This is a genomic window from Amycolatopsis iheyensis, assembly GCF_024703995.1.
GTDB lineage: Bacteria > Actinomycetota > Actinomycetes > Mycobacteriales > Pseudonocardiaceae > Amycolatopsis > Amycolatopsis iheyensis.
The window spans coordinates 169,097-183,505 of sequence record NZ_JAMXQV010000014.1 but is presented as its reverse complement, the minus strand read 5'-3'; the positions used below and the strand labels follow the sequence as shown (position 1 = coordinate 183,505).

The window sequence follows — 14,409 nt, the reverse complement described above, 5'->3', positions numbered from 1 at the left end:
AGCCAGGTGAACAAGCCCCTGCCTGCGGTCTCGCCGGTGCACGGCCGGATCGCGCTCGGCGGCATCGGCCTCGCCGTGGCCATCTCGATCGAACTGCACCTGCGCCTGTCCGGCCAGGTCAGCCCGATCTGGCAGACGCTCTCGGAGTACGTCTACGGCAAGCTCGGCTCGGCCTCGGCCGCGCCCCTGTTCAGCGTGATGTGCCTGGCCCTGTCGTTCGGCTCGGTCGCGTTGCTCGCCGGCATCGCGCGGGCGCACCGGCCGGGCACCACGACCGTCTGCGTGCTGCTCGGTGTCTGGTCGGCCGGACTGCTCGTGTGCGGGCTCGTGCCCGTCGACCCCGACGGCCAGGCGCGCTCACTGGCCGGGCAGGTCCACAACCTCGCCGCGCTCACGGCGTTCGTCGCCCTGCCCGCGGCCGCGTTCGTGCTGACGAAGAAGGGCCGCGAGCGCTGCCCGTGGGAGCCGCGCCGGACGACGATCCGGCGGCTGGCCACGGCGAGCTTCGCCAGCATCGGCGTCGTGCTCGGCGGGTTCGTCCTGACACTCGTGCTCGGTCCGGCCAACCAGGAGGTCACGCTGGGGCTGTTCGAGCGGCTGCTGTTCACGATCGACGTCACGCTGCTGCTGACGATGGTCAAGCCGCTGCGCTAGACCTTCAGGATGTCGGCCAGTCGGCCGGCGGCCGCGACGACCTGAGGGCCCACCTCGGCGGCCTTGAGCGGCTCCAGCGAGACGACCCCGACGCTCGCCTTCAGCCCCGGCACCCCACGCACCGGCGCCGCGACGCCGGACGCGCCCGCCTCCAGCTCACCCGTCGACGTCACCCAGCCGTCGCCGCCCGGGCGCAGCGACATCGCCCGGCCCGCCGCGCCCGACGTCAGCGAGTGCCGGCTGCCGACGCGGTAAGCGACGTGGAAGCTCGTCCACGACGGCTCGACGACGGCCACCGCAAGCGCTTGCGTCCCCTGCGCGACCGACAGGTGCGCGGTCGCGCCGACCTTCTCGGCCAGCTCGCGCAGCACCGGGCCGGCGGCGTCCCGCAGCTGCGGGAGCACCTGCCCGGCCAGCCGGAGCAGGCCGACACCGAGCCGGACCTTCGTGCCGTCCCGCCAGACCAGCCCGCGCTCCGACAGCGGCACGAGGAGCCGGTAGACGGCCGCGCGGCTGGCCCCGATGGCCACGGCCAGCTCGGAGATGGTCGCCGCGTCGCCGCCGGCGTCGGCCACCGCCTGCAGCAGCGCCAAGCCGCGGTCGAGCGTCAGCGACCCCTCCCGGCTGGTCACAGCAAGCCGAGTTCGCCCATGTCGCGCACCGGCTGCTCGAACGACGCCGCCGCGTACGACGCGAAGAGCGCCCGCACGGCCTTCGCGGCCTGCTCGGACAACCCGCGGGCCTCGTCGGCCAGCGCTTCGGCGTCGGTCGACTCCAGCGCCGCGCGGACGTCACCGCCGGCGAGGCTGCGCGCGGAGGCCACGAGCAGGTTGAGGAAGCCGTGGTGCACGAACCCGGTGTCCGGGTCGGTGTGCCGGACCGCGCGGTGCAGGCTGTTCGTCGCCTTGAACGACGCCCCGGTGGACCCGCTGACGACGGCGAGGAAGTCCGCCACCTCGTCGACGTTGGGGAAGTTCTCGCCCGCCTTGCCGCCGCAGCGGATCTTCGGCCAGCTGCCGTGCTCGATCACCTTGCGGACGCCGTCGAGCCAGCCGACGCCGCGCCGCGGCTCGACCACCCGGATGACGTCCTCGGGGACGAACTCCGAGACGCGCTCCAGCCAGACCTCGTCGACGTCCGACGGCGCCGGCATCTCGACCATCCGCAGCGCGAGCAGCTCGCTGCGCGACTCGACGATCGAGATCGCCTTCGGCACCCCGCCGAGACCGGTGTCGATGATCAGCGAAAGCGGCAGCGGCTGCTTCGGCTTGATCTTGATCAGCTCGGTGATCAGCTCCGGCAGCCGGGACGCCTGGCAGAGGAAAACCCCCAGGACACCGGCGTGCTCGGACTCCCGGCTCGCGAAGTGCGCGCGCAGGGCTTCGGGCATGGCCGCATCGCCCGGAGGGAACAACGCCGAGTCGTCGACGAGCCTCGCGAACAGGGGAGGAATTCCACGGGGGCCGGGGGGCGTGAGTTCCACAGCGCTTGACACGACTGACACGCTAGTAGCGTACGACATGAGGACAAAATCGTTCGCACAACGGACGCCTTTTGGAGGGAGCGCCGATGCCTTACTACCGGCAAGTAGGCGAGATCCCGCACAAGCGGCACACCGCGTTCCGCAAGCCCGGCGGCGGCCTCTACGCCGAGGAGCTGATGGGTGTCGAGGGCTTCTCCGCCGACTCCGCGCTGCTCTACCACCGCGGCCTGCCGACGGCGATCGTCGACGCCGTGACCGTCGAGGAGGACCGCGGGTCGCTCACCCCGAACCTGCCCCTCAAGCCGCGCGCGTTCAAGACCCAGGACCTCAAGTTCGGCGACGCCGACGCGGTGACCGACCGGCGGCGGCTGTTCGGCAACCACGACGTCACCATCGGCTTCGTCACCGCGACCGCGCCCAGCCCGCTGTACCGCAACGCGGCCGGCGACGAGCTCTTCTACGTCCAGGGCGGCTCCGCGACCGTCGAGACGAGCTACGGCAGCCTCGAGATCGGCGACGGCGACTACCTCGTGCTGCCGACGTCGTGCACCTACCGCGTCCTGCCCCACGGCGAGGTCGGCCTGTTCATCCTGGAGGCGCGCGGGCACATCGGGCCGCCGAAGCGGTACCTGTCCGCGAAGGGCCAGTTCCTCGAACACTCGCCGTACTGCGAGCGCGACATCCGCGGGCCTTCGGCGCCGCTGGTGGTGGACGGCGAGGACGTCGAGGTCCTCGTGCGCCACCGCGCGGGCCTGACGCGCTACACCTACGCGACGCACCCCTTCGACGTCGTCGGCTGGGACGGCTGCCTCTATCCGTGGGTGTTCAACATCGACGACTTCGAGCCGATCACCGGCCGCGTGCACCAGCCGCCGCCCGTGCACCAGACGTTCGAGGGCCCGAACTTCGTCGTCTGCTCCTTCTGCCCGCGGAAGGTCGACTACCACCAGGACTCGATCCCGGTGCCGTACAACCACGCGAACGTCGACTCCGACGAGCTGATGTTCTACGTGCGCGGCAACTACGAGGCCCGCAAGGGGTCCGGCATCGGCGTCGGCTCGCTGTCGCTGCACCCGTCGGGCTTCACGCACGGGCCGCAGCCGGGCGCGGCGGAGGCGTCGATCGGCGCCGAGTTCTTCGACGAGACCGCCGTCATGGTCGACACGTTCGCGCCGCTGGAGCTCGGCGAAGCCGCCGACGCGTCCGAGGACCCGGGGTACGCGTGGACGTGGTCGAAGCGCGGCCCTAAGGAATAGTCAAATTACCGTCCCCGCCCCGTTCCGCTGCCCGATAATGGTTTTTCCGGGTGGCGGACGGGGAGGGTTTCAATGATCAATTCCCAACCAGCACGGCGCAAGAGAAAGTTTCTCCCGTTCCTGGCCGCGATCGTGGTCGCCGCCGGGCTGATCATCGGCATCCGGTACTGGACCAGCGGTTCCGATGAGGCCGACGCGCCGAAATGCACCGGCACCGACGCCATCGCGATCAACGTCGCGTCGTCCCCGGAAAAGGTCGGAATAGTCCAAGAGGCCGCGAAGGCCTACTCCGGACGGACCGTCGCCGGCCATTGTGTCGACGTGCTGGTGAAATCGAAGTCGTCGGGCATCGCGATGCAGGCGCTGGCGAACGGCTGGAACGAGGCCACCGACGGGCCGCGCCCGGACGTCTGGACGCCGGCCGCGAGCGGCTGGGTCAACCTGCTGCGCGTCAACGCGAAGGGCGACACCGGCTCGATCGTGCCGGACGGCGACCCGCAGTCGATCGCGAACTCGCCGCTGACCGTCGCCATGCCGAAGCCGATGGCCGAGGCGCTGGGCTGGCCGGCCAAGCCGATCGGCTGGAAGGACCTCGCCACGCTGGCGACCGACCCGGCGGGCTGGGCGAAGTACGGTCACCCCGAGTGGGGCAAGTTCCGGCTGGGCAAGACGAACCCGAACATCTCCACCGCCGGCCTGAACGCGACCATCGGCGCGTACTACGCGGCCACCGGGACGTCGTCCGACCTCACCGCCGCCGCGCTCGAGAAGCCCGAGGCGAAGCAGTTCGTCTCGAACATCGAGCAGGCGATCGTGCACTACGGCGACAACACGCTCACGTTCCTGACGAACCTGCAGAAGGCCGACGACCGCGGCGCGGCGCTGTCCTACATCTCGGCGGTGACCGTCGAGGAGAGCTCGCTGATCGGCTACAACCAGGGCAACCCGACGAACGACCCGGCCAAGGTCGGCCAGCACGCGCCGCCGAAGGTGCCGATCGTCGCGATCTACCCGGCGGACGGCACGCTCAACTCCGACCACCCCTTCGTCACGCTGAACTGGGCCGACCCGACGCGCAAGCAGATCGCCGCCGACTTCCTCGGCTACCTGCGCGGCCCGGAGACGCAAGCGCGGTTCGCCGCGCTGGGCTTCCGGTCGTTCGAGGGCAAGCCCGGCCCGCAGGCGACCACCGCGAACGGCGTCCAGCCGGACGCGAAGATCAACTTCATCCGGCCGCCGTCGCCGACGGTGCTGTCGAAGCTGCTGGCGTCGTGGACCGAGCTGCGCAAGAAGGCGAACGTGCTGCTGGTCGTGGACGTCTCGGGCTCGATGGGCGACGAGGTCAAGGGCACCGGCAAGAGCAAGATCGACCTGGCCAAGCAGGCCGCGATCGACGCGCTGGGCCAGTTCGTGCCGCGCGACCAGGTCGGGCTCTGGCAGTTCTCCACCCACCTCGACGGCGATAAGGACTACCAGGAGCTGGTCCCGGTGCAGGCGCTCGGGACCAGCGGCAAGGAGACGCTGGCCATGCGGCTGAGCGGGTTGACGCCGCAGGCGGGCACCGGGCTCTACGACTCCTCGCAGGCCGCTTACGAGTACATGAAGGCGCACATCGACCCGGCGGCGATCAACGCGGTCGTCGTGCTGACCGACGGCCGCAACGAGGACTCCGGCGGCGTCGACCTCGAGCACCTGCTGCCGCAGCTGCGGCCGGAGGGCAACGCGGAGACGGTCCGGCTGTTCACCATCGCCTACGGCTCGGACGCCGACCAGGACGTGCTCAAGCAGATCGCGGAAGCGACCGAGGGATCGGAGTACGACTCGTCCAAACCGGACTCGATCAACCAGGTGTTCACGTCCGTGATCTCGAACTTCTGACATGAAGTTCGCCCGTGAGCTCGCCGAACCGTGGGGCCTGCTGCTCGCCGCCACCTCCGCCGGGGTGGCGTGGGCGGTGCAGCTGCCGGTGCTCGTCGCCGTCCTGATCGGGGTGGCGGTGCTCCTCGCGCGCGCGGGCGTGGCGTCCGTGGGCCGCGAGCGGGCGCCGGAACCGCGCGCGGCGCGGGTGCTCGATGTCGCGGCGGGGTCCGACGAGGAGAACTGGCTGCACCGGGCCGAGGGCGCGGCCGGCGGGTTCGCGTCGCTGAGCTCGTCGCTCGACCCGGGTCCGCTGGCCGACCGCGTCGCGGAGATGACACCGGTGGTCCGGGAGACGCTGTCGACGTTGCGGCGCCTGGCGGGCCGCGCGTCGGCGACGGGGAAGGCGCTTTCGCGGGTCGACCTCGACGCCGTCGCGCGGGAACGGCGGCGGCTGGAGCAGTCGCTGAGTTCGGCCGGTGAGGAGGTCCGGGGTGACCTGGAGCAGGCACTGACGGCGGTCCGGGCCCAGGCGGACGTCCACGCCCGCCTTTCGGCGGCGCGGGAAAAGCTGCTGGCGCAGCTGCAGTCCGGCGCGCTGGGGCTGGACAGCCTGGTGGCGCGGGTCGCGGAGCTGACCGCCGCGACCACGGACGTCGCGGTGGACACCGGCGCGGTGCGGGAGCTGAGCGACCAGCTGGAGGGGATCCGGCAGGGCGTGCTGGAGACCGAGCAGGCGACGCGGAAGCCGCTGGGTTAGACGGCCACCGGCGTCCGGTCGCGACGCGGCAGCAGCAACGGTGTCACGAGCACCAGAACCCCGGCGACGCCGATCGCGACCCGCGGTCCCGTGAAGCTCGCGAGGACACCCCAGAGCGCGGTCAGCGTGGCGATCGACGCCTTGGTGCTGACCGACCACGCCGAGAGCGTGCTCGCGACGCGGTCCGCCGGGAGTTGTTCGAGCCGGTAGGTCGCGAGGACGGGGTTGAACACACTGCAGCTCGCGATCAGGCCCAGCTCGACGAGCATGACGAAGGCGAGCCCGCCACCGCCCGCCGGGAGGAAGGCGAGCGCGAGCAGCCAGCAGGCGCGGACCGCGCCCGACGTCAGCAGGACGGGGTGCCTGCCGAACCGCCGGACGAGCCGCGGGGTCAGCCGCGAGCCGGCCAGCCCGCCGAGGCACGGGACGGCGAAGGCGAGCCCGTACTGCCACGGCGTGAACCCGAGCTGGTTCAGCATCAGCACGGCGAGCAGCGGTTCGGTGGCCATGATCAGGCCGTTGAACAGCAGGACGTTGAAGTACAGCGGCCGCAGCCCCGGGTGGGTCAGGATGGTGCGCCAGCCATCGGCGAGGTCACGCGCACGCAGCCGGGCGGCCTGCTTCGGGCGGGGTTCCTCGCCGCCGATCGCCCGGATCCCGAGTGCGGAGAGCAGGAAGCTGACGGCGTTCGCGGCGACCGCGGTCACCGGGCCGAACAACGCGAACGCGGCCCCGCCGAGCGGCGGGCCGAGCGCGGTGGCGGTCCAGTTCGTCGACTCGAAGCGCCCGTTGGCGACGAGCAGGTCTTCGGGCGGCACCAGGCCCTTCAGGAAGGCGCCGCTGGCGGAGGTGAAGGTGATGTCCGCCGCGGCGACGACCACCGACACGGCGAGCAGCTGCCCGAAGCTCAGCGACCCGAGGAGGTAGAGGGCGGGCACGCTGAGCAGCGCGGCGAACCGGACGACGTCCATGGCGACCATGACCGGCCGCTTCCGGCGCCGGTCGACCCACGGACCCAGCGGAACGGCCACGAGCGCCCCGACGGCCGGCCCGACCGCGGCGAGCGCCGAAACCGCCGCGGGCCCGGCGTGCAGCACGAGGATGGCCAGCATCGGGAAGGCGCCGAAGCCGAGCCAGGTCCCGAACGCGCTCACCGCGTACGCCGACCAGAGCCACCTGAACCGCGGCCCCAGCGACCGCCCGCGCATCACGGGGAGATCAAAGCCGGGGAGGGCCGCGCGGAGCAAACAACCGGCACGGCGGCGAGCCACAACGGCGCGTTGTGGCCAGAAGTCGGCGGCGCCGCCGACCACCGCCACGCCGGCACACAACCCACCAGGCGGCAAGCCACCACACCGCGTCGCCGCCGCAGAACCGACGGCACCGCCAACCCACCGCCACGCCGGCACACAACCCACCAGGCGGCAAGCCACCACACCGCGTCGCCGCCGCAGAACCGACGGCACCGCCAACCCACCGCCGCGCCGGCACACAACCCACCAGGCGGCAAGCCACCACACCGCGTCGCCGCCGCAGAACCGACGGCACCGCCAACCCACCGCCGCGCCGGCACACAACCCACCAGGCGGCAAGCCACCACACCGCGTCGCCGCCGCAGAACCGACGGCACCGCCAACCCACCGCCGCGCCGGCACACAACCCACCAGGCGGCAAGCCACCACACCGCGTCGCCGATCTAGAGTCGACCGCTGTGGACCTCGATGCCGTGCGCACCTTCGTCGCCGCCGCGGATGCCGGGCGGTTCCAGGATGCCGCGGCCGATCTCTCGGTCACGCAGCAAGCCGTCTCGAAGCGCATCGCCGCGTTGGAGAAGTCGCTCGGCACGCGGCTGTTCACCCGCACCGCGCGGGGCGCCGTGCTCACCGGGGACGGGCGAGCCTTCCTGCCGCACGCGCGCGAACTCCTCCGTGCCGAACTACGGGCGCTCGCGTCCGTGCGCAGCGGCCCGCTTCGGGTCGACGTCATCGGCCGGCGCCTGTGCCCCGCCTCCCTGCTGCGCGAGTTCCACGAGGCCCACCCGGACATCGCGCTGGAAGTCGTGACCCTCTTCGACACGTCCGCCCTCCACGACGGCTCGGTCGACGCCTCCTTCCGCGCGGTCGTCGAGCTGCCCGAAGACCTCGCGGCGCAGTGGGTGCACGACGAGCCGCTCCAGCTGTTGTGCGGTCCCACCCACCCACTGGCCGGCGCGGCTTCGGTGACCCCGGCCGAGCTGGCGGGGCACCGGCTCTGGATGCCCGGGGTGGTGCCCGGGACCGAGTGGGGCGCCTACTACGCCGGGTTCGCGGCCGCGTTCGGGCTGTCGATCGACGCCGCCGGGCCGAACTTCGGCACCGAGGTCGTGCTCGACACCCTTGCGGAGTCGGCGGAGGTGGCGACGCTCGTCGGGGCGGGGAGCCGCGTGCTGTGGCCACCGGGACACGACCTGCGGCGCGTGCCGATCGAGAACCCGGCGCCCGTGTACCCGCACTCGCTGGTCTGGCGCCGGGACAACGCGCACCCGGCGTTGACCGCCTTGCGCACGTACCTCGGCCGGGAGCAGCACGCCACCGGCGCGTGGCGGCCGAGCTGGGCTCAGCCCAGCCGGACCGTGCCCAGCACCGGGTAGCCCGGCACGCCCGTCTTCACCGAGCCCGGCCGCGGCACGCCCACGATCCACAGCCGGCCCGTCGCCGCGATGTTCGCCGCCATCGACGGGTCCGCCTTCGGGAGGCGGAAGCCGACCACGGTTCCGTCGGCCAGCATGGTCAGGCCGCTCAGCCGGGCCGCGCCGCCACGGCGGCTCATCCGCACCGGGCCGTCCAGCACCGCCCGCAGCTCGGTCCAGTGCTCGGCCGGGAGCGGGCGGGCGTGGGCGAACGAGCGCAGCGCGGCCGCGAGCGCGTTCAGGAGCACGCCGGCCGCGAACGGCCAGGCGAGCCACCCCACGGCCGGGAAGTCGAGCAGGGCCCACAGCGCGAACCCGGCCAGGACCAGCAGGACCGCCGCTGTCGCGCGCAGTTCGCGGGCGAGCTGGCGGCGGTGCGCCGTCAGCACCGGGTCCAACCGCGGCGAGCCGGACCAGACCGGGGCGGACACGGCCGCGGCGCCCGCCGGGGGCGCGTCGAAGATCCGGGCGCGGCGGACCCGGACCACCCCGGAGAAGCCGACGAACACCTTCGGGCCGCGCCCCAGCAGCCACACCCGCCGGTGCCCGGCCAGCAGCAGGCGGTACGCCTCGTCGAGGCGGACGCGCAGCCAGCGGCCGTCCGGCAGGCGGATGCCGACCGTGCGGCCCGCCGCGACCAGGCCGCCGTCGGTGATGTCCACCTGGCGGAACGCTTCGCGCTTCAACCGCGTCTCGGGCACCCAGACGTACGCGCGGTACAGCCACCACGCCTCGACCGAGCCGGCCAGCGCGAGCGTACTCAGCGACAGCGCCCACCCGGCGCCGGTGCAGAACTGGGCGGCCGCGAAGACCAGGAAGAACACCGACAGCAGCCGCTGGCTCGCGGTGTTCCGGCCGATCCGGTCGAGGTACTCGCCGAAGATCGGCAAGGCCCCCGACGGCATGGCGGGGTCCAATTCGAACGCGGGCACGCGTTCGGGCACCGGGACGATCTGCACGCTGGGCCCCCACCGTGTCGGCACTGGTCACCGGCTTTTCGGCAAAGCGGTCACTCGCGTTACCGGATGCTCCGTTCAGCGGAGCGGACACGTGACGCGGGTGACTATCCAGACCGCGAGATTCAGGTTAGGCTCACCTAAGTAGGAGGTGAGCCGTGACCGAGGCACCGACATCCATCCGCCGCCCGCCGGCGCCGAACCCCGCCGAGCGCGCCAAGACGATCGCGACCCGCAACGGGCCCGCGTCCTTGATGCCGACGTGCGAGCGCGCCGGTCTCGACAGCGAGCGCGTCGTCCCGGTCCTGCACCACGTGCACCACAGCGGCAGCGTCAGCGTGCTGCTGCCCGACGAGCACCCGATGGTCCGCGCGGCCAAGCAAACCCAGCGCGGCGAGCTGGCCGTGATGGTCGAGCTCGCCGACCAGGCGCCGGTCGAGCTGCGGGAGCCCATCCGCGGGCTGCTCTGGATCACCGGCTGGCTGCGGCCGCTGTCCCCGGTTTCGGCCCGCGCGCGGGCGATCGCGATCGCCGAGTCGCGGCCGGACGAGCGCCTGCTCGACGTCGGCCACGGCGTGACGCTGCTGCGGCTCACCCCGGCGTCGCTCGTGCTCGCCGACGCCGAAGGCACGCACTCGCTGCGCCCGCACACCTTCAGCGCGGCTCCGCCCGACCCGTTCCACGACTACGAGGCCCAGTGGCTGCGGCACCTGGAGAGCGACCACTCCGACGTCGTCGAGCAGCTGGCCAAGCACCTGCCGCCCGAGCTGCGCGGCGGGCGGATCCGCCCGCTCGGGCTCGACCGGTTCGGGCTGCGGCTGCGCGTCGAGTCCGACGCCGGCGACCACGACGTCCGGCTGGCGTTCTCGAAGTCCGTCGACAGCCCGCCGCAGCTCGCGATGGAGCTGCGGCGGCTGGTCGGCTGCCCGTTCCTGCGGGGGACGTCAGGCTAGTTCGGCGGGGAAGCCGCCCTTGGCGAGCGGGCCCCAGCTTTCGATCGTCACGCGGATGATGCTCTTGCCCTGCTTGACCATGGCCTCGCGGTATTCGTCCCAGTCCGGGTGTTCGCCCGAAATGGCGCGGAAGTACTCGACGAGCGGCTCGACCGACTCCGGGATGTCGAGCACCTCGGCGGTCCCGTTCAGCTGCACCCACTGGTCGTTCCACTCGTCGGAGAGGATGCAGGCCGAGACCTTGGGGTTGCGCTTGATGTTCACGACCTTCGCGCGCTTCGGGTAGGTCGAGATGACCAGCCGGCCCTCGGCGTCGACGCCGCAGGTGACCGGCGAGAGCTGCGGGCTCCCGTCGGCCTTCGTGGCCAGCAGGATCGCGCGGTGGCGGGTGGACAGGAACTCGACCAGCGCGGCGCGGTCGACGGTTTCGTTGGTGGCGATGCTCCTCGGCATACCCCGAAGGTAGCGTGCGCTCATGACGTTCACCGCGCGATCGTGGCTGGCCCCGGCCCGGCCGGAGTTCCCCGAGGCGATCGAGGACCCGCGGGAGCGCCGGGCGATCAAGGTCGAGCTGCTGATCGTCTTCGGCATCACGCTCGGCCTGTCCGGCGTGCGCAGCCTGCTGTCCCTTGTGGACTCGCTGCTGCAGCCGGCGCCGTTGGCCCAGCAGCAGGTCCAGCTCAACGTCCCGCAGGCCACGGCGAGCCTGATCGACCTGCTCAAGCAGCTGCTCTCGGCCGCCCAGCTGGTCGGCTGGGGCGCGCTCGGGCTGTACTTCCTGTGGCGCGCGGGGATCAAGCTGGCGCAGGTCGGGCTGGATCGCCGGACACCGGGCCGCGACGCGCTGCTGACGCTCGGGCTCGCCGCGCTGATCGGGATTCCCGGCCTGGCGCTGTACTTCGTCTCCTACCACCTGGGGTTCAGCCTGGCGGTGCAACCGTCCACTTTGAACGACACCTGGTGGCGGCCGATCACGCTGACGCTCTCGGCGTTCGGCAACGCGTTCGCCGAAGAGGTCCTGGTGATCGGCTACCTGCTGACGCGGCTGCGCCAGCTCGGCGTCCGGGAGAACACCGCGGTGTTCGGCGCCGCCGTGCTGCGCGGGTCCTACCACCTGTACCAGGGCTTCGGCGGGTTCGTCGGGAACTTCATCATGGGCCTGGTGTTCGGGCGGCTGTGGCAGAAGACGAACCGGCTGTGGCCGCTGGTGGCCGCGCACACGCTGTTCGACTTCGTGTCTTTCGTCGGGTACTCGCTGCTCAAGGGTCACCTTTCCTGGTTGCCCTGACTAAGCTCGGGTGGTGATCGACGAAACGACACCTCCCCGGGTGGACAGCGAAGTCGGACCCCTGCGCGCGGTGCTGCTGCACCGGCCCGGCAACGAGCTCAAAAGGCTGACGCCCCGCAACAACGACCAGCTCCTGTTCGACTCCATCCCGTGGGTCGACCGGGCCCAGGCCGAGCACGACGCGTTCGCCGACGTGCTGCGCGGCCGCGGCGTCGAGGTCCTGCTGCTGGCCGACGCCCTGCGGACGGCGCTGGACGACGACCGCGCCCACGCGGCCGGCGTGCACGCGGCGGTCGACGACCGGCGCCTCGGCGGCGATCTCGCCGACTCGCTGCGGTCGCACCTTTCCGGCGTCGACGCGGCCGGCCTGGCCGAGGTGCTGATGGCCGGGATGACGTTCGAGGAGCTGCCGTCCGCGGAGGGCGCGTCGCTGGTGCGGATGATGAACCACCCGCACGACTTCGCCGTCGACCCGCTGCCGAACCTGCTGTTCACGCGCGACTCGTCGGCGTGGATCGCCGACCGGGTGGCGATCTCGTCGCTGACCATGCCGGCGCGCCGCCGCGAGACCGCGGTGCTGGACCTGATCTACGCCTACCACCCGTACTTCCGGCACGCGGCCCGCGCGTACGGCGCCCATTCGGCGCCGATCGAGGGCGGCGACGTGATGCTGCTGGCGCCGGGCGTGCTCGCCATCGGCGTCGGCGAGCGGACGACGGCGGCGGGCGCGGAGTCGCTGGCCCGGTCGGTGTTCGCCGACGGCATCGCGCACACCGTGCTGGCGGTGCCGATCGAGCAGTCCCGCGCGACCATGCACCTGGACACGGTGTGCACGATGGTCGACGCCGACGCGGTGGTGATGTACCCGCTGGCCCGCGACTCCCTGACGGCGTTCACGCTGCGCCCGACCGGCGACGGCGGCGTCAAGGTGGCCGGCCCGGCGCCGTTCCTGACCGCCGCGGCCGAGGCGATGGGAATCGACCGGCTGCGCGTCATCGACACCGGCCTCGACCCGGTGACCGCCGAACGCGAGCAGTGGGACGACGGGAACAACACGCTCGCCCTGGCGCCCGGCGTGGTCGTCGGGTACGAGCGGAACGTCGAGACGAACGAGCGGCTGGAGGCGGCCGGCATCGAGGTGCTGCCGATCACGGGCTCCGAGCTGGGCTCGGGCCGCGGCGGCCCGCGGTGCATGTCGTGCCCGGTGCGCCGGGACCCGTTGGCATGAGCTGCCGCTGCCTGGTCTGCCAGGACTACGGCGACCAGGATCAGCTCGACGACGTCGACACGAGCCTGGCGCGGGCGGTGGCCGACCCCGGGTGGGCGGTGCTGAAGGTCCCCGAGGACCCGAGCTGGGCGTTCACCATCGGCCTCTGGCACTCCTACCGGGCGCCCGAGCTCGCGATGTTCGGGCTCGACGCCGACGTCATGCACGAACTGCTGAACCAGCTGGCCGAGCGAGTGAAGGCCGGCCACCCGCCGGCGGCGGACACCGAAATCGACGACCTGCTCGAAGGCCGGACGCGGCTCGCCGTTCGCGAGACCGACGATTCGTGGCGGGCGCCGTTGTTCGGCACGTCGATCGGCTTCTACCGCGCCACCCGCGGCGTGCCGACGCACCAGGTCGTCTGGTCCGATGCGGACGGTCGATTCCCTTGGCAGGACGGCTATCCCGGCCGGCTCGCCGACGCGCAGCCGAACCTGTGGCAGCCCGTGGCCGAGCACCCGGCCGGGCCGTGGCGCGACGAAGCGGAATGAAGTAAGCCTTCCCTAAATGAGTACGATTTTTTAGGGAAGGCTTACTTAAATAAGGTTCGTCTTCTTTAGGAATGGTAACCCTAATAGGGGGTAGATCACCAGGCCCAAGTGGCTTTTCCGGCAAACTTGACCTATTCTGGTTTGCATGGCCCTCACCAAGAAGAAAGAACCGCGCTCGAAGTTCTACGAACTGCTGCAGGCGCAGATCCACAACGAGTTCAACGCGTCCCAGCAGTACATCGCGCTCGCGGTCTGGTTCGACTCCGAGGACCTGCCGCAGCTGGCGAAGCACTTCTACAAGCAGTCGGTCGAAGAACGCAACCACGCGATGGCGCTCGTGCAGTACATGCTCGACCGCGACCACCACGTCGAGATTCCCGGCACCGGCGAGGTGCGCAACGACTTCTCCGGCGTCACCGAGCTCATCGAGCTCGCGCTCGAGCAGGAGAAGGAGGTGGCCGTCGACATCTCCGCCATGGCGAAGGCCGCCCGGGCCGAAGAGGACTACATCAGCGAGCAGTTCACGCAGTGGTTCCTCAAGGAGCAGGTCGAAGAGATCTCCCAGATGAGCACGCTGCTGAACGTCGTCAAGCGCGCGAACGGCAACCTGTTCGAGGTCGAGAACCACCTGCACCGCGAGTCGGTCGGCGACGGCGGCCGCGACTCCGCCATGCCGCCGGTCGCCGGCGGGGCGCTCTGACAGCTTCCCACCACGAAGAAGCGGAACCCCGGGCTCTCCCCCTGTGGACAGCCCGGGGTTCCGTTTGTGCGCCGGA

Annotated in this window: 15 protein-coding genes; 10 read left to right on the top strand and 5 right to left on the bottom strand. The window is 71.7% G+C overall.

All coding sequences use genetic code 11. The features are described from left to right. The first annotated feature begins 6 nt into the window (after nt 1-6). Complete coding sequence (locus M8542_RS26200; RefSeq protein ID WP_257922889.1) at nt 7-654, top strand: DUF998 domain-containing protein; 648 nt, start codon at nt 7-9, stop codon at nt 652-654. On the opposite strand, the gene M8542_RS26195 is transcribed toward M8542_RS26200, so the two are convergent. Both M8542_RS26195 and M8542_RS26190 read right to left on the bottom strand, forming a co-directional pair. Continuing rightward, complete coding sequence (locus M8542_RS26195; RefSeq protein WP_257922888.1) at nt 651-1,286, bottom strand: IclR family transcriptional regulator; 636 nt, start codon at nt 1,284-1,286, stop codon at nt 651-653. The genes M8542_RS26200 and M8542_RS26195 overlap by 4 nt on opposite strands. Continuing rightward, nucleotides 1,283-2,137 (bottom strand): hypothetical protein, encoded by an 855-nt coding sequence (locus tag M8542_RS26190; protein WP_308210292.1) that lies wholly within the window; start codon nt 2,135-2,137, stop codon nt 1,283-1,285. The genes M8542_RS26195 and M8542_RS26190 overlap by 4 nt, the downstream gene beginning before the upstream one ends. 86 nt (nt 2,138-2,223) lie before the next feature. Between M8542_RS26190 and M8542_RS26185 the strand changes: the two genes are divergently transcribed. The 3 genes from M8542_RS26185 (at nt 2,224) to M8542_RS26175 (ending at nt 6,010) form a co-directional block, all read left to right on the top strand. Beyond that, nucleotides 2,224-3,393, top strand: a complete 1,170-nt coding sequence (locus tag M8542_RS26185) for a homogentisate 1,2-dioxygenase (protein WP_257922886.1) — start codon at nt 2,224-2,226, stop codon at nt 3,391-3,393. Between the two features lie 72 nt (nt 3,394-3,465). Then, on the top strand, nt 3,466-5,271 hold the full coding sequence (locus M8542_RS26180) for a substrate-binding and vWA domain-containing protein (protein ID WP_257922885.1): 1,806 nt from the start codon (nt 3,466-3,468) through the stop codon (nt 5,269-5,271). A 1-nt stretch (nt 5,272) separates the two neighbouring features. Beyond that, nucleotides 5,273-6,010, top strand: a complete 738-nt coding sequence (locus M8542_RS26175; protein WP_257922884.1) for a sensor histidine kinase family protein — start codon at nt 5,273-5,275, stop codon at nt 6,008-6,010. Here M8542_RS26175 and M8542_RS26170 read toward each other — a convergent pair. After that, nucleotides 6,007-7,221: an MFS transporter gene (locus M8542_RS26170; RefSeq protein WP_257922883.1), complete on the bottom strand. Its 1,215-nt coding sequence runs from the start codon at nt 7,219-7,221 to the stop codon at nt 6,007-6,009. The two genes, M8542_RS26175 and M8542_RS26170, sit on opposite strands and share 4 nt — an antisense overlap. A gap of 500 nt (nt 7,222-7,721) precedes the next feature. Between M8542_RS26170 and M8542_RS26165 the strand changes: the two genes are divergently transcribed. Beyond that, nucleotides 7,722-8,639: a LysR family transcriptional regulator gene (locus M8542_RS26165; protein WP_257922882.1), complete on the top strand. Its 918-nt coding sequence runs from the start codon at nt 7,722-7,724 to the stop codon at nt 8,637-8,639. Here the strand turns inward: M8542_RS26165 and M8542_RS26160 are convergent. Further along, nucleotides 8,606-9,637: a hypothetical protein gene (locus M8542_RS26160; RefSeq protein WP_257922881.1), complete on the bottom strand. Its 1,032-nt coding sequence runs from the start codon at nt 9,635-9,637 to the stop codon at nt 8,606-8,608. The genes M8542_RS26165 and M8542_RS26160 overlap by 34 nt on opposite strands. Before the next feature lie 155 nt (nt 9,638-9,792). Between M8542_RS26160 and M8542_RS26155 the strand changes: the two genes are divergently transcribed. Next, nucleotides 9,793-10,587, top strand: coding sequence for a DUF2470 domain-containing protein (locus M8542_RS26155; RefSeq protein ID WP_257922880.1), 795 nt, complete (start codon nt 9,793-9,795; stop codon nt 10,585-10,587). On the opposite strand, the gene M8542_RS26150 is transcribed toward M8542_RS26155, so the two are convergent. Then, complete coding sequence (locus M8542_RS26150) at nt 10,579-11,040, bottom strand: PPOX class F420-dependent oxidoreductase (RefSeq protein WP_257922879.1); 462 nt, start codon at nt 11,038-11,040, stop codon at nt 10,579-10,581. The two genes, M8542_RS26155 and M8542_RS26150, sit on opposite strands and share 9 nt — an antisense overlap. A gap of 22 nt (nt 11,041-11,062) precedes the next feature. Here M8542_RS26150 and M8542_RS26145 point away from each other — a divergent pair, with 22 nt between their 5' ends. From M8542_RS26145 to M8542_RS26130, 4 genes are all read left to right on the top strand, one after another. After that, on the top strand, nt 11,063-11,875 hold the full coding sequence (locus M8542_RS26145; protein ID WP_257922878.1) for a CPBP family intramembrane glutamic endopeptidase: 813 nt from the start codon (nt 11,063-11,065) through the stop codon (nt 11,873-11,875). Between the two features lie 40 nt (nt 11,876-11,915). Next, nucleotides 11,916-13,103, top strand: coding sequence for an arginine deiminase (locus M8542_RS26140; protein ID WP_257922978.1), 1,188 nt, complete (start codon nt 11,916-11,918; stop codon nt 13,101-13,103). Next, entirely contained in the window at nt 13,100-13,633 is a 534-nt protein-coding gene (locus M8542_RS26135; RefSeq protein WP_257922877.1) for a DUF4262 domain-containing protein, read from the top strand. The genes M8542_RS26140 and M8542_RS26135 overlap by 4 nt, the downstream gene beginning before the upstream one ends. 145 nt (nt 13,634-13,778) lie before the next feature. Beyond that, the gene (locus M8542_RS26130; protein WP_257922876.1) at nt 13,779-14,333 is read left to right on the top strand and encodes a ferritin; all 555 of its coding nucleotides are present in this window, start codon (nt 13,779-13,781) and stop codon (nt 14,331-14,333) included. Nucleotides 14,334-14,409 lie beyond the last annotated feature (76 nt).